Source organism: Streptosporangium sp. NPDC020072, assembly GCF_040631445.1.
Taxonomy (GTDB): Bacteria; Actinomycetota; Actinomycetes; order Streptosporangiales; family Streptosporangiaceae; genus Streptosporangium.
On sequence record NZ_JBEYAB010000014.1, the window covers coordinates 168,769 to 188,684 of the forward strand.

Consider the following 19,916-nt stretch of genomic DNA (forward strand, 5'->3'; position numbering starts at 1 on the left):
GTCAGTGCCCCATTCCCAGGCCGCCGTCCACGGGGATCACGGCCCCGGTGATGTAGGCGGCGTCCTCGCTCGCCAGGAACCCGACCACGCGCGCGATCTCCTCGGTGCTCGCGTAGCGTCCCAGCGGGATGTTCTTACGGATCTGCTCCTGGTAGGCCTCTTCGAGCTCGGCCGTCATGTCGGTCTCGACGAACCCGGGCGAGACCACGTTGACCGTGATGCCGCGCGAGCCCAGCTCTCTGGCCACCGACCTGGCGAAGCCGATCAGCCCGGCCTTCGAGGCGGCGTAGTTGCTCTGGCCGGCCGAGCCGAGCATGGCGACCACCGAGGAGATGAGCACGATCCTGCCGCGCTTGAGCCTGAGCATGCCGCGCGTGGCTCGCTTGGCGACCCGGTAGGCGCCGGTCAGGTTGGCGTCGATGACGTCGGTGAAGGTCTCCTCCTTCATCGTCGGCAGCAACGTGTCCTTGGTGATGCCCGCGTTCGCGACGAGCACCTCGACCGGGCCGTGCTCGGCCTCGATCTTCCCGAACGCCGCGTCGACGTCGGCCATGCTGGTCACATCGCAGCGCACGCCGAACAGACCCTCCGGGGGCTGCCCTGAGCGATAGGTCACGGCGACGGAGTCACCGGCCCTGGCGAATTCGCGGGCGATCGCGAGGCCTATGCCGCGATTGCCGCCGGTTACGAGAACAGATCGAGCCATGCACCCGACGCTAGCGGCTACCCGGCGGTAAACCTCTTGTCCGTGAGGGACAAGATCACAGGGTTAGGATCGTTGACATGCGCCAGATCGATCCCGATTTCCTCGCCCTGCCGATGAGGCGACTGGCGGACGCGGCTCTGCAGCGCGCCCGCGACCTCGGCGCCGAGCATGCCGACTTCCGGTTCGAGCGCGTCCGCGCGGAGACACTCAACCTGTCCGACGCGCTGCCCGAGGGGTCCTCCGACGCCGACGACCTCGGCTACGCCGTACGGGTCGTCAAGAACGGCACCTGGGGGTTCGCGGCCGGTGTCGAGCTCACCGCGGAGGCGGCCGCGCGGGTCGCGGAGCAGGCCGTCGAGGTGGCCGTGGTCTGCGCGCCGGTCAACCGCGAGCCGGTCGAACTGGCCCCCGAGCCGGTCCACTCGGAGGTCACCTGGGTCTCCTCCTACGACGTCGACCCGTTCGAGGTGCCGATGCGCGACAAGGTCGCCCTGCTGGCGGCCTGGTCGGAGGGGCTGCTGCGAGACCCGCGGGTCGATCACGTACAGGCCTCGCTGATGCAGGTCAAGGAGCAGAAGTTCTACGCCGACACGGCGGGCGCCTCGATCACGCAGCAGCGGGTGCGCGTGCACCCCCAGCTTGAGGCGACACGGACCCAGGACGGCAGGTTCGAGTCGATGCGCACGCTCGCCCCCCCGGTCGGTCGCGGCTACGAGTACCTCACCGGCACCGGCTGGGACTTCCCCGGCGAGCTGGCCCGCATCCCCGAGCACCTCGCGGAGAAACTCGCCGCCCCCTCCGTCGAGGCCGGGCGCTACGACCTGGTGATCGACCCGTCGAACCTGTGGCTGACGATCCACGAGTCGGTCGGGCACGCCACCGAGCTCGACCGGGCCCTGGGCTACGAGGCGGCCTACGCCGGGACCAGCTTCGCCACCTTCGACCAGCTCGGCACCCTGGTGTACGGCTCGCGGGCGATGAACGTCGTCGGTGACCGCACCGCCGAGCACGGCCTGGCCACGATCGGGTACGACGACGAAGGTGTGGCGGCCAGGCGGTTCGACATCGTCTCGGACGGCGTCCTGACCGGTTTCCAGCTCGACCGCAGGATGGCGCTGCTGAAGGGGCTCGGCTCCTCCAACGGCTGCGCGTTCGCCGACTCCCCCGGCCATCCCCCGATCCAGCGCATGGCCAACGTCTCGCTGCTGCCCGCCCCCGAGGGCCCCTCGACCGAGGAGCTCATCTCCGGGGTCGAACGCGGCATCTACGTGGTCGGTGACAAAAGCTGGTCGATCGACATGCAACGATATAACTTTCAGTTCACCGCGCAACGGTTCTACCGGATCGAGAACGGCAGGCTCGCCGGCCAGGTTCGCGACGTCGCCTACCAGGCGACGACCACCGACTTCTGGCGGTCGATGGCGGCCGTCGGCGGACCGCAGACCTACGTGCTGGGCGGCGCGTTCAACTGTGGCAAGGGCCAGCCCGGCCAGGTGGCCCCGGTCAGCCACGGCTGCCCCACGGCGCTCTTCCGGGATGTGCGCGTCCTGAATACCCTGCGGGAGAGTGGCACGTGAGCCGGTGGGGAGACGGGTGCGCCCTCCCTGGCCCGGGCCTGGAGAGCACGCCCACGAGCGGGCAACCGACGAACACCGCACGCCGGGGGACGCCCCTGCGGACCACCGGGCAAGGAGTGGGATGAGTCCCCAGGAAATCATCGAGAGGGCACTGGAGTTGTCCACGGCCGACGAGACCGTCGTGATCGTGGACGAGACCTCAAGCGCCAACCTGCGGTTCGCGGGCAACACGCTCACGACCAACGGCGTGACCCGCTCGTCGCAGCTCACCGTGATCTCGGTCGCGGGACGGGGGGTCGGCGTGGTCTCGCGGGCGGCGGCCCGCCCCGAGCAGCTCGCCGACATCGTCGCGGCGGCCGACCACGCGGCCGAGGACGCCAGGCCGTCCGAGGACGCCAGGCCGCTGGCCGAGGGCGCCCAGTCGGCCGACTGGCAGGAGGCGGCCGAGCCGACCTCCATCGGGGTCTTCGGCGCGTTCGCCCCGGCGCTCGGCGAGACGTTCGCCGCCGCCGAGTCGGGCGGGCGCAGGCTGTACGGCTTCGCCGAGCACCTCGTCACCACCACCTTCGTCGGCACCTCGGCGGGCACCAGGCTCCGCCACACGCAGCCGACGGGGCGCCTGGAGCTGAACGCCAAGTCTCCGGACATGCGGCGCTCGGCCTGGGCGGGTGTGGCGACCCCGGACTTCTCCGACGTCGACGTGGCGGCGCTCGACGCCTCGCTGGCCACACGCCTCGAATGGGCCAGGAGGCGGATCGACCTGCCCGCGGGCCGCTACGAGACACTGCTTCCGCCCTCGGCCGTCGCCGATCTGATGATCTACCTGTACTGGACGGCCGGGGCCAGGGACGCGATGGAGGGCCGCACGGTCTTCTCCAGGCCCGGTGGCGGCACCCGTGTCGGGGACACGCTCTGCCCGCTGCCCGTCCGCCTGGGCAGCGACCCCGCGGCGCCCGGCGTCGAGTCCGCCCCCTTCGTGGTGGCGCACTCCTCGAACAGGCAGAGTTCGGTCTTCGACAACGGGCTGCCGCTGGCGCCCACCGACTGGATCTCGGACGGCAGGCTGGCGAACCTGCTGCAGACCAGGCACTCGGCGGAGCTGACCGGCCTGCCCGTGACCCCGGCGACGGACAACCTGATCATGACGGGTCCCGGGGACGGCCGTTCACTCGACGAGATGGTGGCCTCGACCGGCCGGGGCCTGCTGCTGACGTGCCTGTGGTACATCCGCGAGGTCGACCCGCAGAGCCTGTTGCTGACCGGCCTGACCCGCGACGGCGTCTACCTGGTCGAGAACGGTGAGGTCGTGGGTGAGGTGAACAACTTCCGCTTCAACGAGAGCCCGGTCGGCCTGCTCGGCCGCCTCACCGAGGTCGGTGCCGCCGAGCGGACGCTGCCCCGTGAGTGGAGCGACTACTTCACCCGCGCCGTCATGCCCGCGGTGCGGGTCCCCGACTTCAACATGTCGACGGTCAGTCAGGCCAGCTGAGCCCTCCGCGGCGCCCGCGGACCGTCCCTCACGGACGTCCCCGGGCGCCGCGCGGCCTCAGGCGTCGTCCTCCAGGCGGAAGCCCACCTTCAGGCCGACCTGGAAGTGCCCGATCTCGCCGTCCACGATGTGCCCCCTGACCTCGGTCACCTCGAACCAGTCGAGGTGACGCAGGGTCTGCGCGGCCCTCCGGACGCCGTTGCGCACGGCCGCCTCGATGCTCTCCCCCGACGTGCCCACGATCTCGGTCACCCGGTACGTACGATCCGTCATCGTGTCCTCCTTGCCCGAAGGCCCCGGAGACCCCCGTAGGCCCCTGGAGGCCAGGGTCGCACGCGCTTTCCCGCCCGCCGGAGGCGAGGTCTAGGTTGGAGATGTGAGGAAATGGCACAGGCGCCGACAGGTCCACCAGGTGACCGACGCGCAGCCCTCCCTGAGCGAGGACATCGGCAGGCGCGAGAGGAACTACCTCATCAAGATGGGGATCCGGCTGCTCTGCCTCATCCTCGCCTTCACCGTGCCCGCCCCGCTGCCCGTGAGGCTGCTGCTCTTCGCCGGCGCGATCTTTTTACCGTATGTTGCCGTGATCGGGGCCAACGCACCACGTCGCGAGGCGGAAAGTGGCTTCGGCATTACGGATGACAGCCAGAACGAGATCCCACGCCACCGACGCGAGATCGGGTCGTGACTAACTCTTGACGCATCTCAGGGGTTGGAGGTGTACGCTTTAAGCAAGTGCCCTGGTCCCCCGTCGGGGCACTGGTGCCGGCGTTCCGGGCCCCCGTCGGAACGCCGATGAAGCGACGCCGGGTGGTTTGCCCCCGTAACCACCCGGCGTCGCCCTTTTCTCCGGAATCTCAGTCTCCGGTCTTTCTCTCCCATTCCTGAGCGAGTTCGATCAGCCGCTTGAGCGTGTCGTCGCCCGCGGTTCCCGCCCCCTGGGCCAGGCCCAGCAGGTAGGCCGTCAGCGGGGCGGCCGGGCGTGCCACCCCGTGGGCGACCTCCTTCGTCAGGTCGAGCACCGCGTCCCTGTCGACCCGCGCCGGATCGACGCCCAGTTCCCGGCAGACCAGCTCGGTCCACTCCTCCAGCACGTTCATCGCTCGCTCCTCGTCGACGGCCTTGTCGGCGTTCTCCGCCGCGTCCGGCTCACCGCCTCCGGCACGCAGCAGATCATCCGGTGTGTCGCAATCGAACCACGGTTTCCCGGGAAGGCGGAGCCCGACGGGCCCGAGCGGGCCGAGCAGTCCGTGCAGCGACCGTCCCTCGTAGCCGTCCAGTGCCCGGGTGAGCTCCGCCGTACGCCAGACTCCGGCGAGCCACTGCTGTCTGTCCTCCTCGTCGAGGAGCACCGCCCCTGCGGCCCCCTCGGCGGCGGCGAACAGCGCCGAGACGTGCCCGGCCGTCAGGAACGGCAGGTCGGCGGCGAGCAGGGCGACCCAGGGGGCGGTCACGGCGGTCATCCCCGCCCGCAGCGCGGGGACGGGCCCCGCGCCCGGCGGGCGCTCGCGCAGGAAGACGGCCCCGGGCAGGCCGGAACGGGGGGAGCCGACGACGATCAGCCGCCGCGCGTCCGGTACGGCCGCCGCGACCCGCTCGACCAGTGGGCGTCCGCCGACGTGGAGGCCTGGTTTGTCCTGTCCGCCGAGCCTTCTCGCCATGCCGCCCGCCAGGATGCAGGCGTCGTGACGGACGCTCATCCCGCTCATCCGCCGATGGCGGACATCGGGCGGGACGGTTGCAGGAAGGACGGGTCGTCTATGCCGTGCCCGGCCTTCTTGACGCGCACCGCGGCCAGCCAGCGCTCGGCCAGTTCCTCGTCGCCCGCGCCCGCGCGCATCGCCGCACGCAGGTCGGACTCGTCCGTGGCGAACAGGCAGTTGCGGACCTGGCCGTCGGCGGTGAGCCGTACCCGGTCGCAGGAGCCGCAGAACGGGCGGGTGACCGAACCGATCACACCGACCCTGGCCGGTCCGCCGCCGACCAGGAAGAGCTCGGCCGGGGCGCTGCCGCGCTCTCCCGGGTCGGCCTCTGTCAGGTCGAAGCTCTCCCGCAGTCCCGCGAGGATCTCCTCGGCCGTGATCATGTCCTGCCTGCGCCAGCCGTGCTGGGCGTCCAGCGGCATCTGCTCGATGAAGCGCAGCTCGTAGCCCCGTTCCAGGCAGTGGCGCAGCAGCGAGGCGGCCTCGTGGTCGTTGACGCCGCGCATCAGCACGGAGTTGATCTTCACCGGGCGCAGGCCCGCGGCGTCGGCGGCGGCCAGGCCGTCGAGCACGTCGGGCAACCGGTCGCGGTGGGCGAGTCTCCTGAACGTCTCCCGGTCGAGGGTGTCGAGGGAGACGTTGACCCGGCTCAGGCCCGCCTCGGCCAGGGGGGCGGCCAGTCTGGCCAGGCCGATGCCGTTCGTGGTCAGGGAGACCTGGGGCGCGGGGCGCAGGGCCGAGGTACGGGCCACGATGTCGACCAGTTCGCGGCGCAGCAGCGGCTCACCGCCGGTGTAGCGGACCTCGGTGACGCCCAGCCGTTCCACGGCGACGGTCACCAGCCTGACGATCTCGTCGGCGGTCAGCAGCTCGGGTTTGGGCAGCCACTCCAGCCCCTCGGGGGGCATGCAGTAGGAGCAGCGCAGGTTGCAGCGGTCCGTGAGGGACACCCGCAGATCAGTCGCCACCCGGCCGAACGAGTCCCGCAGCACGGGGCGCCACCTCCTCACATCCGTCTGCTCCGGCAGGGGCCCAGCCTATGGCCGGTACCCGCCGGGACCTCCCACGGGTCTCCTCCTGGCGACAACATCACCATCGAAGGGTTGATTCCTCCATAGGAGGACATGTCCGGCTTCTGGGAGCGCTCTCATCTGCGCGATCAGAATTCCGGGGCGTCATGCAGGCCACAAGCACCTCCATAAATCACAGAAAAATTCAGGCGATTCATGGATATATGTCTAATTATCACATAACGCTTTGATGCCAAGGCCCCTGCACGCCGAGGAGACCCCGGGAACCGCGCCGATAATCCGTAGCGACGACCCCGGGATCACGAAAGGAGCCGGACCCACGTGAGACCGGTAGCGGACAACCGCCTGAGCGCGCTGATCCTCGCGGCACCCCTGCTCATGACCGCCCCCTGCCTGCCCCAGGGCGTGACCGGCCTTGCGTCAGGCCCGGCCGTCGCCCCCGTGAGAACCGCCGGGAACGCCCTATTCCCCGACCGCCGAACACCACCGGAAGGTAACGGAAGCGGATTTATGGAGAAAATCCCGGATCCGCCTTCCGGGTTTTCGATCGGGCCGATTCCGGAGAGAGTTCTTCACCCGTTTCCACATGCCGCGTTCCGGGCGGCCGGCGTGGACGCGGCCGGGCCGCGAAAGCCGTCCGAGAAGCCGCAGGAGTCCGGGGAGGACGCGATCCCCGCCGTCCCCTTCCTCGTCGGCTCCGGAGTGATCCTGCTGGCCGTCGCCCTGCTCTTCCGGGGGACGTTGCGGGCCGACCTGCGCGTGGAACGGAACCGGAGATCCCGTCTGGAACGTTCGAGGCGCCGGGCCGTCCCCCAGGAGGAGCACGGCCCGGAACCCGAGCCCGGCTCCCCCGCCTGAGCCGCCGGTCCCGGCTCCGTGTCCCGGCGGGTGAATCCGGCGAACGGTAAAATAAGTGGGATTTCCTTTCTGGGCTCGCCACACTGATCGACAGCCGGTCCAAGGAGATTCACACGATGCCGAACCAGCCCGCACCGAACCTGCTGTCGTGGGCCAGCGAGATCGACGAAGGCGCGATCATGCAGGCCGCACGCACCGCCCGTCTGCCGTTCGTCTCCGGCCACGTCGCTCTCATGCCAGACGCGCACGTCGGCATCGGGGCGACGGTCGGCTCGGTCATCCCCACCGAGAACGCCATCATCCCCGCCGCCGTCGGAGTGGACATCGGCTGCGGCATGGTGGCGACCGAGACGACGCTCACCGCCGCCGACCTGCCGGACACCCTCGCCGCGCTGATGCCGATGGTCGAGCACCGCATCCCGGCCGGGGTCGGCAAGGGGCACAGCGACCCGTCCATCGACCGGGCGCTCGACGACCTCGGCCTGCCGTACACGGACCTGAACCCCAGGCAGGAGAAGAAGGTCGCCGAGCAGTTCGGCACCCTCGGCTCGGGCAACCACTTCGTCGAGGTCTGCCTCGACGAGCGTGACCGGGTCTGGACGGTGCTCCACTCGGGGTCACGCGGCATCGGCAACCAGCTGGCCACGATGCACATCACGGGCGCCAAGCGGATGATGAGGAAGCAGGCCGTCGGTCTTGAGGACCCGGACCTGGCCTACCTCGTCCAGGACACCCCGGAGTTCACCGCCTACATCGAGGACATGCTGTGGTCCCAGCGCTACGCGATGGCCTCGCGGGCCCGGATGGACCGGGTGCTGGTCAACGCCCTGTTCCGGGTCGTCGGCGGCGGGCAGCGGGTCCGCACGATCAACTGCCACCACAACTTCACCCAGCGGGAGACCCACTACGGGAAGTCCCTGTGGATCACCCGTAAGGGCGCCATCAAGGCCGACACCGGCGACGAGGGCGTGATCCCGGGTTCGATGGGCACCCGTTCGTACATCGTCCGCGGCCTGGGGAACCCGGAGTCCTACACCTCCTGCTCGCACGGGGCGGGACGCCGGATGTCACGGACGAAGGCCAAGCGGGAGCTCTCGGCCGACTCGCTCGCCCAGGCGATGCGGGGCCGTACGTGGAACTCCGACAGGGCCGCCTCGCTGGTCGACGAGCACCCGGAGGCGTACAAGCCCATCGACCAGGTCATGGCCGACCAGAAGGACCTCGTCGAGGTCCGGCACACCCTGCGCCAGATCTTCAACTACAAGGGCTGATCGTACGGCGGGCGGGATCTTGCCCCGCCCGCCGTTCTTCTGCAAGATCGCAGTATGCGCGGTTGCCTCCGGCGGGACGCGGTTCAGGGCACGACGGTGATCGTGGTGGTCGTGGCGAGCAGGAGCAGGACGTCGAGCGCCGCGACGGCCACGGCTCCCGCGAAAGGGGCCTTCGGCGACCGGTTCGCCGCCAGCGGCCCGGCGCAGGCGAGCGCCACGGCGACGGCGAGCGCGGCCCACTCCCCGGGCCCGGGCGCCCCCGGCGGTCCCAGGACCAGCGTCACGGTCGCCAGCAGCAGGGGGACGGGGACAAGCGCGCGCACCCGCGCGGCGCCGAGCCGCTGCGGCCAGCCCCTGACCCCGGCCGCCAGGTCGTCCTGGATGTCGGGCAGCACGTTCGCCAGGTGCGCGCCGCAGCCCAGCAGGGCCGCGGCGAGGACCGCCCACCACGCGGGCCACGGCGCGCCGGGCAGCCCCAGCGTCACGAACGGCGGCAGGGAGCCGAACCCGACCGCGTACGGCAGCCACGAGAACACCGTCGCCTTGAGCCCCAGGTCGTACGCCCAGGCCGCGGCGACGCCCGTGAGGTGGACGCCCCCCGCGACGGGACCGAAGGCCAGGGAGAGCGGCACGCAGAGCGCCAGGGCCGTCCACGCCGCGGCCCACACCGTGCGCGCGGCGAGCAGGCCCTCCGCGACCGGCTTTCCCGTACGGCCCGCGGCGGTGTCCCTGGCCGCGTCGGCCGCGTCGTTGCACCAGCCGATCGACAGCTGGCCGGTCAGCACGGCGGCGGCCACCAGGGCGCATCCGGCCGCGTCGTGCCCGCAGACCAGGGCCAGCGCGCCCACCAGGACGGTGACGGCCGCGGTCGGCCCGGGATGGCAGGCGCGCGCCAGCGCGACGACCATCGTGAACCCGGTCCCCGGCCTGCCCGCCGTCCGCACCCGCCCCGCCCACCGGCTCGTCACAGAGTCGATGTTAGGCACACCCGCGGCGGGAAGAAGGCTTGCCACGGACACGGACGGGCAGAAGCCAGATGTCCGCACCCCCCTTTCCCACGAGGCCCGGGAGTGACCCTTTCATGACGCGAATCGCCGCCGTCCGCGGCGCGCTTCCGCCGAACCGCCACCCCCAGGCCGAGATCACCGACGCCATCGCGCGGCTGTGCCTGCCCGAGGGCGCCGACCGGCGGGTGCTCGACCGGTTACACGCGAGTGCCAGGGTCGGCTTCCGCCACCTGGCGCTGCCCCTGCACCGCTACGCCAAGCTCGACGGGTTCGGGGCGGCCAACGACGTCTTCGTCGAGTGCGCCGTGGAGCTGGGCACGGAGGCGGTCGGCGCCGCGCTCGACGCCGCGGGGCTCACCCCGGGGGACGTGGACATGATCATGTTCACCTCGGTGACCGGCCTGGCCGCGCCCTCGGTCGACGCCAGGCTGGCGGGCCGGTTGGGGTTACGTCCCGACGTCAAACGGGTGCCGATCTTCGGGCTCGGCTGCGTGGCGGGGGCGGCGGGGATCGCCCGGCTGCACGACTACCTGCGCGGCTGGCCCGGGCACGTGGCGGTGCTGCTCTCGGTCGAGCTGTGCTCGCTGACCCTGCAGCGCGGCGACTCCTCGGTCGCCAACCTGGTCGCGGGCGCGCTGTTCGGCGACGGCGCGGCGGCCGTGGTCGCCTGCGGCGCCGAACGGGCCGCCGCCCTGCCAGGAGGGGGTCCCACGGTCGTGGCGACCCGTGGCCACCTGTATCCCGACTCGGAACACGTCATGGGCTGGGACGTCGGCGACACCGGGTTCCAGGTGGTCCTCGACGCCGGCGTCCCCGACGTGGTGCGAACCTACCTGGCCGACGACGTGGACGGCTTCCTCGCCGACCATGGGCTGACCAGGGACGACATCACGGCCTGGGTGTGCCACCCGGGCGGCCCGAAGGTGCTCGACGCCGTCGCCGAGACGCTCGGGCTGCCGCAGGACGCGCTCGAACTCACCTGGCGCTCACTGGCCTCGGTCGGCAACCTGTCCTCCTCCTCGGTGCTGCACGTGCTGCGGGACACCCTCGCGCTTCGCCCGCCTCCCGCGGGGACTCCGGGGCTGCTCATCGCGATGGGCCCCGGTTTCTGCTCCGAACTCGTCCTGTTGCGCTGGTGACCCGTGGGGGGAACGGTGTCCTGGTATCTGTCGCTCGTCCTGCTCGTCGGCGTGGAGCGGCTGGCGGAGCTGGTGGTCGCCCGGCGCAACGCGCGCTGGAGCCTGGCCCGCGGGGGGATCGTCCACGGGCGCGGCCACTATCCGTGGATGGTCGCCCTGCACACCGGGTTGCTGGCCGGGTGCGCGCTGGAGGCCGGTCTGGCGGGACGGCCCTTCGTCCCCGCGCTCGGCTGGCCCATGCTCGCCCTGGTCGTCGCGGCACAGGGGCTGCGCTGGTGGTGCGTCACCACGCTGGGCAGGCAGTGGAACACCGAGGTGATCGTGGTCCCCGGCCTGTCCCCGGTGACGGGCGGGCCGTACCGGCTGCGGTGGCTGCGCCACCCCAACTACGTGGCGGTCGCCGCCGAGGGGGTGGCCCTTCCGCTGGTGCACGGCGCCTGGGTCACCGCGGTGACGTTCACGGTGCTGAACGCCGCGCTCATGGTGGTGCGGATCCGCTGTGAGGAGGCCGCCCTGGCCACGCTCTCCCCCGCGCCGTCCGCCGGGCGGGCCCCCGCGTGATCGACGTCCTGGTCGCCGGCGGGGGGCCCGCCGGTCTCGCCACCGCCATCCACGCGGCGCTGGCCGGGATGGAGGCCGTCGTGGTCGAGCCCCGGCCGGGCCCTGTCGACAAGGCGTGCGGTGAGGGGTTGATGCCCAGCGGCGCGGCGGCGCTGCTGGGGCTGGGCGTGCGGCCCGAGGGCAGGCCTCTGGCGGGAATCCGCTACGTGGACGGCGGCGACCGGGTCCAGGCCGAGTTCAGGAAGGGAAGCGGGCTCGGGGTGCGCCGCACCGCCCTGCACGACGCGCTGTCGCGGCGCGCCGCCGAGGTGGGCGTGCGGGTCGTACGCGGCAGGGTCGAGGAGGTACGGCAGCACCACGACCGCGTCGAGGCCGCGGGGCTGCGGGCCAGGTGGCTGGTGGCCGCCGACGGTCTGCACTCCCCGCTGCGCGCCATGCTCGGGCTCCGGCTTCCCGACACCCGCCCCCGCAGGTACGGCCTGCGGCGGCACTATCTCGTCGCCCCCTGGACGGACTTCGTCGAGGTGCACTGGGCCGACGAGTCCGAGGCCTACGTGACGCCGGTCGGCGACGACCTGGTCGGGGTGGCCGTGCTCAGCTCACGGCGGCGGGGCTACCAGGAACATCTGGCGGACTTCCCCGAGCTCGCGGCCAGGCTCACCGGACCGGCGGCGACCAGTGTGCGGGGGGCGGGGCCGTTGCGCCAGCGGGTGCGCCGCCGGGTCTCGGGGCGGGTGCTGCTGGTCGGCGACGCCGCGGGTTACATCGACGCCCTCACCGGTGAGGGGCTCTCCCTGGCGCTGTTGTCCGCGCGGGCGCTCGTCGGCTGCCTGCGGGCGGGGGACCCCGACTCCTACGAGGAGGCCTGGCTGCGCCTGTCGCGCAGGCACAGGCTGCTCACCGGGGCGCTGCTGGGGACCCGGCGGTACCGCGGGGCCGCGCGGCTGATCGTCCCGGCCGCCCGGCGGCTGCCCGTCCTGTTCGGGGCCGCGGTGCACGCGCTCTCGTGAGGGTCCCGGCGGTCGCGCCTACGGCGGGCGGCGGACCGCCCCGCGCGGGCGGGGCGGTCCTGGGCTCGCTCACCGGTCGGTCAGCGGAAGACCCTGACCCAGTCGCTGTCCTCGGACGGCGCCAGGCCCCTGGCGCCCTCGAAGACGACGCGCCAGGTGCCGGAGGTGTAGACGCGGACGTCCGTGGCGAAACGCCCGTCACGGCCGGTCTCGATCGCGTCGACGAACTCCCACTTGCTCCTGCCGCTCGCGCGGAAGAGCACCACGATCTTCTGCCAGCCGGCGGAGCCCGCCCACTGGGTCCTGCCGTTGTCGCAGGGGTTGTGGCGGGTGGCCAGGCCGGGACCGCGCTCGTGCGGGTTGCAGTCCTCACCGACCTGGAGCTGGCCGCTCAGCGTGATGCGCTGGAACCTGCGGGCCGGGTTGGGGTCGGCGTTGAAGCCGGCGATCCTGGTCTCGGTGTAGGCCCGGCTCCCGGCCTGCGCGGACACGGCCTGGGTGGTCGCGGCCTGCGCCGGTGCGGTGACCGCGAGCGCGGAGGCGCTCAGCGCCGCCGTGGCCAGGACGGTCGCGATGCGTCGCAGCATCTGGAACTTCCTTCCCCGTTGAAGGACGCGCCCCGCGGTGGGGCGCGCCTACCGTCAAAGACGCTTCAACATAAGGAAAAGTCACAGTAAATAGGAAATTAGCCACTCCAAATGGAATAACGATATGGCGATTTGTCCTATTAAATACACTTATGCGGTGGTCGGGTGGATGATGCTGCGTCTGCCCGCGTAGTGTCCCGTCCCGGCGAACAGGATGCGCCACTGGCCGTCCCTGATCCCCGGAACGTCCCTGGCGAAGCGGCCCTGCGCGTCGGTGGTCGCCGAGGCCACGCTCTGCCAGGGCTCCCCGGGCTCGCTCCGGTGCAGGATGCCCACCGGCTGGCCGGGGAAGGGGGCGTAGTCCAGGTAGCCCTGCGGGTCGACCCGGTTCAGGACACCGCGAACCCGCGCGCCCGTCTCCCCCGCGGCCACCCGCACCGCGCTGAACCTGGTCTCCCTGCGCAGCCTGAAGACGGTGTGCCCGGTGACGACCTCACCGCCGGCGCCCCTGGCGGTCACCGTGACGGTCCAGCGCCCCGTCGGGTACCAGCGGGTCAGACCCTTGTCGGGCACGAACCTCCAGATCTCCCACTCCGGCGCCGGGGCAGGCGCCGACGCCCCCTGACCGTCTGCGGTCCCGGTGACCCCGGTGTCCTCGGCGTCCTCCTGGATCGGCGGGGAGGCCGGCTCGTCGGCCGCGTCCGGGGCGCCCGGCTCGACCTCGATCGTCACCCCGTCCGGCCCCGCGACCCCGCCCGCGACCACCTCGATCACCACCCGCACCGATCCGGACGGCCCGACGACGGGCGCGCCCGGGGTCACGGTCACCGAGCGGATCACCGGTTCCCCGGCCACGCCCGCCCCGGCCGGGACGGGCGGGACGACGGTCGCCGCCGCCAGCAACGCGAAAAGGAATCTCATGACCCAGGACGCTAGGAACGGCGCGGTAATGGCCGGGGGACGGACACGCGCCCGTTGGGCAAAGGGACAGGCACGGGTCAGGACGCGTACAGGCCGTCGATCACCTCCGCGTACCTGGTGTGGATGATCCGGCGTCTGAGTTTCAGGCTCGGCGTGAGTTCCTGGCTCTCCGGCGTCCACTCGACCGGCAGCAGCCGCCAGCGCTTGACCTGCTGTACCCGGGCGAGCCGCCCGTTGGCCGCGGCGACCGCCCCGGCGACCTCGCGGAGGACCTCGGGGTGCTCGGCGAGGTCGGCCAGGCAGGTGAACCCGATGCCCCGCTCCTTCGCCCAGCCGGGAGCCGTCTCACCGTCGAGGGTGAGGATCGCCACCGGGTACGGCCTGCCGTCGCCGTAGGCCAGGGCCTGGCCGACGATGGGGTGTTCCCTGAGGAGGCCCTCGATGTTGGCCGGGGAGATGTTCTCGCCCCCCGAGGTGATGATGAGCTCCTTCTTGCGGTCGAGGATGCTGACGAAGCCGTCCTCGTCGACCACGCCGACGTCGCCGGTGTGCAGCCAGCCGTCCTCGTCCAGCAGTTCCGCGGTCTCCCCCGGCCGGTTGAGGTAGCCGACGGCGTTGGCCGGGCTGCGGGTGAGGATCTCCCCGTCCTCGGCGACGCGGATCTCCACCCCGGGCCCGGCCTGCCCGACCGTGCCGAGTTTGAAGCGGTCCTGGGCGTTGGCGGTGAACGCGCCCGTCGTCTCCGTCATGCCGTACACGTCCAGGACGCGCAGGCCGAGACCGGCGAAGAAGCGCTGGACCTCGCGCGGCATCGGCGCCGCGGCGGTGGCGAGCCAGCCCGCGTTGTCCAGGCCGATCAGCGAGCGCACGCCGGACAGCAGCGCGGCGTCGGCCCGCTCGTAGGCCTCGCGGACCCCGGGTGAGGGCGTGCGGCCGTACTGGCAGGCCTCGATGTGGGCGAGACCGGCGGCCATGGCCAGACGCGCCTGCTCGCGCCGATCCTGCGGCTGCATGGACAGCAGGGCCTGGAGCCTGGCCATCATCTTCTCCCACACGCGCGGCACGCCGAAGAAGAGCACCGGCCTGACCTGGCCGAGGATCGCGCCGAGCTGGGACATGTCGGTGCAGAAGTAGGTGTGGGAGAGCTTGAAGAGCGGCAGGTAGAGGCTGAGCACCCGCTCGGCGATGTGCGCGTAGGTCAGATAGGAGATCTGGGTGCCGCGTTCGGGCACCCGCGCCAGCCGGTCGGTGGCCACGACCTCGTAGAACACGTTGGCGTGGGTGAGCGGCACGCCCTTGGGGTCGCCGGTCGTGCCGGAGGTGTAGAGCACCGTCAGGACGTCGTCGGCGGTCACCGCGCGCCAGCGGGCCTCGACCTCGCCGGGTTCGGCGGCCAGCCGTTCGCGGCCCATGGACAGCAGGTCCTCCCAGGAGACGAAACGGTCGTCCCGGGGCGCGCCCTCCAGCATGACGATCCTGTGCAGCGCGGGCAGGTCCCCGAGGATCGGCTCCCATCTGGCCAGGTCGGCCGGACCGCCGAGCACCGCGATCCGCGCGCCCACGTCGGCCGCGACGAAGGCGACCTGCTCGGGGGCGAAGGTGGGGTAGACCGAGCACGAGACGCCGCCCGCGTGCACCGCGCCCAGGTCGGCCAGGACGTGCTCGCTGCGATTGACCATCATCAGGGCGACGGCCTCACCCCTGCGCAGCCCGAGGGCGGCGAAGCCCGCGGCGATCTCCAGCACCCTCCGCCTGGCCTCGCCGTAGGTCATGGTCGTCCACCCCTGCCCCGAGGGGTCGGAGTAGGCGGGGGCTCCCGCGTCCCGTTCGGCCGCCTCCCTCAACTGGGCGCAGACGGTACGGCCCGCGATCTCCCGCTCGATCGCGGCCCGTTCCTCAAGGACACCGGCCATCGAAGCGCCTCCTGGAAGTGCTCACTTGCCTTCGTGAGGCATGCATCGCATCACACGGGATACGGGGGGACAAGACCTTCGGCGTTAAGGGACCGACGACGCACGACCTTTCGGTCCGCCCTCGCCGGAATGAACACGCAGAGTTACAGTTCGATCACACACTGAGGTCGGAGGGCGCTATGACATCGGAGACAAAGGCGGAGGAGAAATCCTTCTTCGGGCATCCACGCGGCCTCGCCACGCTGTTCGGCACCGAGATGTGGGAGCGCTTCAGCTGGTACGGCCTGCGCGCGATCCTGGCCACCTTCATGGCCGCCTCCCCCGCCGTCGGCGGGCTGGGCATGGGCAAGGGGACCGCGCAGGCGCTCGTCGGCGTCTACGGCGCCCTGATCTATCTGGTGGCCCTGCCCGGCGGCTGGGTCGCCGACCGCGTCCTCGGTGCCCGCAGGGCGGTGCTGTGGGGCGGTCTGATCATCATGTTCGGGCACATCAGCATGGCGATACCGGCCAGGACGGGCCTCTTCGTGGCCCTCGGCCTGCTGCTCATCATCGCCGGGACCGGGCTGCTGAAGCCGAACATCTCCGCGATGGTCGGCAAGCTCTATCCGGAGGACGCCGACGCGCGCAGGGACGCGGGCTTCTCCCTGTTCTACCTCGGCATCAACCTGGGGGCCTTCGTCGCCCCCATCGTGGTCGGCTGGCTCGCCGACGGCGACCGCTGGCACCTGGGCTTCGGGGCGGCGACCGTCGGGATGGCCCTCGGCCTGGTCCAGTACGTGGCGGGCCGCTCCCGCCTCCGTGGCGCCGGCGACGAGCCCGGGCACCGGCTCACCTCCGCCGAGCACCGGCACTTCACCCTCGTCGCGCTCGGCTCGACGGCCGCGATCGTCGTGGCCCTGACGCTCTGGGTGCTCTCCGGGACCTTCAGCCTCGACGCCTTCGCGCTGGCGCTGACCGTGGTGATCGTGATCGTTCCGGTGGTCTACTTCGGCTACATCCTGCTGGGCAGTCACAACCTGACGCCGGAGGAGCGCGCCGGGATGCGGGCCTACATCTGGTTGTTCGCCGCCGCGGCCGTCTTCTGGATGATCTACGACCTGGCTCCGACCGTGCTGCTGTTCTTCGCCGCGGACCACACCGACCTCTCACTGTTCGGTGTGCGCATCACCGCCGCGGCGACGCAGTCGTTCAACCCGCTGTTCATCATGATCTTCGTACCGGTCTTCGCGGCGTTGTGGGTGAAGCTGGGCAACCGGGTCACGGCCCCGCAGAAGTTCGCCTTCGCGCTGGTCATGGTCGGCCTGAGCTTCGTGATCATGGCGGCGGCCTCCGCCCTGGCCGGGAACGGGAGGGTCTCGGTGTGGTGGCTGGTGGCGGTCTACCTCGTCCAGGTCTTCGGGGAGCTGGCGCTGAGCCCGGTCGGGCTCTCGGTCACCACCAAGCTCGCCCCCCAGGCGTTCAAGGGACAGATGCTCGGCGTCTGGTTCATCGCCGTCTCGGTCGGTGACGCGGTCGGCGGGCAGACGGGCAGGCTCAGGGAGCACATGTCCGATCCCGCCTACTTCCTCACGCTGGCGGCGATCGCGGTCGTGGCGGGCGTGCTGCTGTTCCTGTTCGTGCCGCGGCTGCGCGTCCTGATGCGGGAGCACGACCACGCGCCTTCCGGACACCAAGAAATATGATGTAAGACCCGTAGAGCCGGTCATGGGATGATTTATCAGTGAACCAATGGCTTGACCTCGTCGGAATCTTCGTCTTCGCTCTCTCAGGCGCACTCGTGGGCGTCCGCAGGCGACTGGACGTGGTCGGCATGGCCGTACTGGCGGAGATGACCGCGCTCGGCGGCGGCATCCTGCGTGACCTGATCCTCAACGTCCGGCCCGCTGCCTTCTCCAGCACCGGATACGTGCTCGCCCCGGTGATCGCGACGGCCATCGTGTTCTTCTGGCACCCGCACGTGGAGCGGGTGATGCCCGCCGTCAACGTGTTCGACGCGGCGGGCCTCGGCCTGTTCTCCGTGGTGGGCACGGAGAAGGCGCTGAGCTACGGCCTGAGCCCGCTGCACGCGACACTGCTCGGGGTCACCACCGGTGTCGGCGGCGGCGTGCTGCGCGACGTCCTGTCCGGGCAGATCCCCATCCTGCTCTACGACCGCCAGCTCTACGCGGTGCCCGCCCTGTTCTGCTCGGCGGTGATGGCCGTGCTCTACATCCTGGACCTGCACGGCTGGCCCGCCACGCTGGCCGCCGCCGTACTCGGGTTCGGGCTGCGCATCGCCGCGATGCGGCTGCGCTGGCGCGCCCCGCTCGCCCGGGGAGTCGCGCCGGAGTAGCCCGGTGAAAACCCTGGTCAAGTCGCGTTACACGGCGTACGGCCCGGGCATCGCGGCGGTAGGCGTCCAACTCACGGGAGGCCACCATGGCCAAGGGGAAGAAGACCGCGGGCCACGGGCGACGGCCCTGCACCGTCAATCTGCCGCTGGTCGGGACGGTGGCGGTGCCGCCACCCGAACGGCTGGCCTTCTACGCGGTGCTGGGGGTGCTCGGCGCCCTTGAGGTCATCGACTGGCCCGTCGCGATCGTCGTCGGGGCCGGTCACCTGCTCTCCGAGCAGCATCGCTCCGGCCTCCTGCAGGAGGCCGGAGAGGCGGCGGAGGCCGCCTGACGATCACAGGGCGGGGGTGAGCGGCGGAGCCGGGCGGGCGCCGTACGGGCCCCTGATCCTGGCCTCCGCGATGCGGGCCACTCCCTCGGTGACGACCTGCGGGGACTGGGTGAAGGGAAGCCGGAGCCTGCCTTCGAGCGTGCCGTCGACGCCGAACCAGGTGCCGGGGGCCAGCCGTACGCCCTGGCAGGCGGCGGCCTCGGCCAGCAGGCTGCCCGAGTGGTCGGGCAGCCTGATCCACAGCGAGCCGCCGCCCCTGGGCACGGTGTAGTCCCAGTCCGGCATGTGCTCGGCCAGCGCGGCCGTCAGGGCGGCCCGTGACGCGCCGAGGCTGCGGCGGCGTTCGGCCCTGGTCTCCTCGATGTCCTCGAAGAGCCTGGCCACGACGAGCTGCTCGAACAGGGAGCTCGCGATGTCGACCGAGGCGCGCAGGGCGGCCAGGCGGCGCACCATGGCGGCGCCCGTGCGGATCCAGCCGATGCGCAGGCCGCCCCACCACAGCTTGGAGGCCGATCCCAGGCTGATCACCCTGCCGTCGGTGTCGAAGGCGGCCAGCGGGGCGGTCCTGGGCACCTCGTCGATGTCCAGCTCGCTCCAGGTCTCGTCCACGATCAGCGTGGTGTCGTGCCTCCTGGCGGCGCTCACCAGCCCGGCCCGGGTGGCGTCGTCCATCAGGTGGCCGGTGGGATTGTGGAAGTCGGGGATGACGTAGGCCAGGCGGGCCCCTGACTGACGCATCGCGCTGGTGAGCAGGTCCAGGTGCCAGCCGTCGTCGGGGATGCCGACCGGGACGATCCTGGCGCCCCGCGCCCTGGCCAGGTCGATGGCGTGCGGATAGGTCGGCGAATCGAGCAGGAACGGGTCGCCCGGCGCGAGCAGCGCCATGGCCAGCAGGTGGAGGCCGTGCTGGGCGCCCGCGGTGATGAGGATCTGCTCCGGCCTGGTGGCCAGCCCCCGCGCGCAGTACCGGGCGGCGACGGCCTGGCGCAGCGGCGCGATCCCGACCGGGTCGTAGCCCATGCCCAGGGTGTAGCGCGGATAGCCCTCCCCCGCGGCGGCGATCGCGGCGGGCAGCGTCCTGGCCGCGGACGGCGCCGCGCAGTGCAGCGGCAGCAGCCCGTCGTCCTCTGCGGCGATCCAGGGGTTCTCCGCGCCGAGCGAGCCCGCGTCCGGCAGCGCCGTCCAGCTCCCCGCCCCCTGCCTGCTCTCCAGGTATCCCTGCTCGCGCAGCCGGTCGTAGGCGGAGGTCACGGTCGTACGGCTGACGCCCAGCGCCTCGGCGAGGTGCCGCTCCGCCGGGACCCGTACCCGCACGGGCAGCCGCCCGTCGAGGATCAGCGACCGCACGGTCGCGGCCAGGGTCCGGTAGTACGGCTTGGCGCCGGGGTCGATCGCCAGGAGGCGAGCGAGCTGGACGCCACTCAGATAGCGGTCCACCCGCCCCACTATAAGGCCACTTTTCGTGATTGGCCCTTTTGG

Annotated in this window: 20 protein-coding genes; 11 read left to right on the plus strand and 9 right to left on the minus strand. The window is 71.6% G+C overall.

The window, feature by feature from the left end:
* Position 1 precedes the first annotated feature (1 nt).
* The gene (locus tag ABZ470_RS31035; RefSeq protein ID WP_352013125.1) at positions 2-706 is read right to left on the minus strand and encodes a beta-ketoacyl-ACP reductase; all 705 of its coding nucleotides are present in this window, start codon (positions 704-706) and stop codon (positions 2-4) included.
* A 77-nt stretch (positions 707-783) separates the two neighbouring features.
* On the opposite strand from ABZ470_RS31035, the gene ABZ470_RS31040 reads away from it, so the two are divergent.
* Positions 784-2,283 (plus strand): TldD/PmbA family protein, encoded by a 1,500-nt coding sequence (locus ABZ470_RS31040; RefSeq protein ID WP_362915872.1) that lies wholly within the window; start codon positions 784-786, stop codon positions 2,281-2,283.
* Positions 2,284-2,404: 121 nt separating this feature from the next.
* A complete protein-coding gene (locus tag ABZ470_RS31045; protein ID WP_362777403.1) occupies positions 2,405-3,772 on the plus strand; it encodes a metallopeptidase TldD-related protein in 1,368 nt (455 codons plus the stop codon).
* A 57-nt stretch (positions 3,773-3,829) separates the two neighbouring features.
* On the opposite strand, the gene ABZ470_RS31050 is transcribed toward ABZ470_RS31045, so the two are convergent.
* Positions 3,830-4,045 (minus strand): dodecin, encoded by a 216-nt coding sequence (locus ABZ470_RS31050; protein ID WP_352013128.1) that lies wholly within the window; start codon positions 4,043-4,045, stop codon positions 3,830-3,832.
* Positions 4,046-4,184: 139 nt separating this feature from the next.
* On the opposite strand from ABZ470_RS31050, the gene ABZ470_RS31055 reads away from it, so the two are divergent.
* Positions 4,185-4,460, plus strand: coding sequence for a DUF3099 domain-containing protein (locus ABZ470_RS31055; protein WP_352013129.1), 276 nt, complete (start codon positions 4,185-4,187; stop codon positions 4,458-4,460).
* A 169-nt stretch (positions 4,461-4,629) separates the two neighbouring features.
* Here ABZ470_RS31055 and ABZ470_RS31060 read toward each other — a convergent pair whose 3' ends face one another.
* Both ABZ470_RS31060 and moaA read right to left on the minus strand, forming a co-directional pair.
* Positions 4,630-5,472 (minus strand): NTP transferase domain-containing protein, encoded by an 843-nt coding sequence (locus ABZ470_RS31060; RefSeq protein WP_362915874.1) that lies wholly within the window; start codon positions 5,470-5,472, stop codon positions 4,630-4,632.
* 5 nt (positions 5,473-5,477) lie between these two features.
* The gene (gene moaA, locus ABZ470_RS31065; RefSeq protein ID WP_352013131.1) at positions 5,478-6,467 is read right to left on the minus strand and encodes a GTP 3',8-cyclase MoaA; all 990 of its coding nucleotides are present in this window, start codon (positions 6,465-6,467) and stop codon (positions 5,478-5,480) included.
* Between the two features lie 648 nt (positions 6,468-7,115).
* On the opposite strand from moaA, the gene ABZ470_RS31070 reads away from it, so the two are divergent.
* On the plus strand, positions 7,116-7,364 hold the full coding sequence (locus ABZ470_RS31070; protein ID WP_362915876.1) for a hypothetical protein: 249 nt from the start codon (positions 7,116-7,118) through the stop codon (positions 7,362-7,364).
* A gap of 116 nt (positions 7,365-7,480) precedes the next feature.
* A complete protein-coding gene (locus ABZ470_RS31075) occupies positions 7,481-8,635 on the plus strand; it encodes an RtcB family protein (RefSeq protein ID WP_352013133.1) in 1,155 nt (384 codons plus the stop codon).
* 83 nt (positions 8,636-8,718) lie between these two features.
* Here ABZ470_RS31075 and ABZ470_RS31080 read toward each other — a convergent pair whose 3' ends face one another.
* Positions 8,719-9,603 carry a UbiA family prenyltransferase gene (locus ABZ470_RS31080; RefSeq protein WP_362915878.1) on the minus strand — a complete coding sequence of 295 codons (885 nt, stop codon included), beginning with the start codon at positions 9,601-9,603 and terminating at the stop codon, positions 8,719-8,721.
* 113 nt (positions 9,604-9,716) lie between these two features.
* On the opposite strand from ABZ470_RS31080, the gene ABZ470_RS31085 reads away from it, so the two are divergent.
* Genes ABZ470_RS31085 through ABZ470_RS31095 form a run of 3 tightly spaced genes read left to right on the plus strand, consistent with a single transcriptional unit; the run spans position 9,717 to position 12,352 of the window.
* Positions 9,717-10,781: a 3-oxoacyl-[acyl-carrier-protein] synthase III C-terminal domain-containing protein gene (locus tag ABZ470_RS31085; RefSeq protein WP_352013135.1), complete on the plus strand. Its 1,065-nt coding sequence runs from the start codon at positions 9,717-9,719 to the stop codon at positions 10,779-10,781.
* Between the two features lie 15 nt (positions 10,782-10,796).
* On the plus strand, positions 10,797-11,342 hold the full coding sequence (locus ABZ470_RS31090; protein WP_362777390.1) for an isoprenylcysteine carboxyl methyltransferase family protein: 546 nt from the start codon (positions 10,797-10,799) through the stop codon (positions 11,340-11,342).
* The gene (locus ABZ470_RS31095; RefSeq protein WP_362915880.1) at positions 11,339-12,352 is read left to right on the plus strand and encodes an NAD(P)/FAD-dependent oxidoreductase; all 1,014 of its coding nucleotides are present in this window, start codon (positions 11,339-11,341) and stop codon (positions 12,350-12,352) included. Before ABZ470_RS31090 ends, ABZ470_RS31095 begins: the two co-directional genes overlap by 4 nt.
* Positions 12,353-12,432: 80 nt before the next feature.
* Here ABZ470_RS31095 and ABZ470_RS31100 read toward each other — a convergent pair whose 3' ends face one another.
* The 3 genes from ABZ470_RS31100 to ABZ470_RS31110 all read right to left on the minus strand — a co-directional run bounded on the left by ABZ470_RS31100 (position 12,433) and on the right by ABZ470_RS31110 (position 15,773).
* A complete protein-coding gene (locus ABZ470_RS31100; RefSeq protein ID WP_352013138.1) occupies positions 12,433-12,939 on the minus strand; it encodes a hypothetical protein in 507 nt (168 codons plus the stop codon).
* 150 nt (positions 12,940-13,089) lie between these two features.
* Positions 13,090-13,860, minus strand: coding sequence for a hypothetical protein (locus ABZ470_RS31105; RefSeq protein WP_362915882.1), 771 nt, complete (start codon positions 13,858-13,860; stop codon positions 13,090-13,092).
* A gap of 77 nt (positions 13,861-13,937) precedes the next feature.
* Positions 13,938-15,773, minus strand: a complete 1,836-nt coding sequence (locus tag ABZ470_RS31110) for an AMP-dependent synthetase/ligase (RefSeq protein ID WP_362915884.1) — start codon at positions 15,771-15,773, stop codon at positions 13,938-13,940.
* A gap of 179 nt (positions 15,774-15,952) precedes the next feature.
* Here ABZ470_RS31110 and ABZ470_RS31115 point away from each other — a divergent pair, with 179 nt between their 5' ends.
* The 3 genes from ABZ470_RS31115 (at position 15,953) to ABZ470_RS31125 (ending at position 18,437) form a co-directional block, all read left to right on the plus strand.
* Entirely contained in the window at positions 15,953-17,455 is a 1,503-nt protein-coding gene (locus ABZ470_RS31115) for an oligopeptide:H+ symporter (RefSeq protein ID WP_362915886.1), read from the plus strand.
* A 38-nt stretch (positions 17,456-17,493) separates the two neighbouring features.
* Positions 17,494-18,105: a TRIC cation channel family protein gene (locus ABZ470_RS31120; protein ID WP_352013142.1), complete on the plus strand. Its 612-nt coding sequence runs from the start codon at positions 17,494-17,496 to the stop codon at positions 18,103-18,105.
* Positions 18,106-18,191: 86 nt separating this feature from the next.
* Positions 18,192-18,437, plus strand: a complete 246-nt coding sequence (locus tag ABZ470_RS31125; protein ID WP_362915888.1) for a hypothetical protein — start codon at positions 18,192-18,194, stop codon at positions 18,435-18,437.
* Positions 18,438-18,440: 3 nt separating this feature from the next.
* On the opposite strand, the gene ABZ470_RS31130 is transcribed toward ABZ470_RS31125, so the two are convergent.
* Positions 18,441-19,874, minus strand: a complete 1,434-nt coding sequence (locus tag ABZ470_RS31130) for a PLP-dependent aminotransferase family protein (RefSeq protein WP_362915890.1) — start codon at positions 19,872-19,874, stop codon at positions 18,441-18,443.
* Positions 19,875-19,916 lie beyond the last annotated feature (42 nt).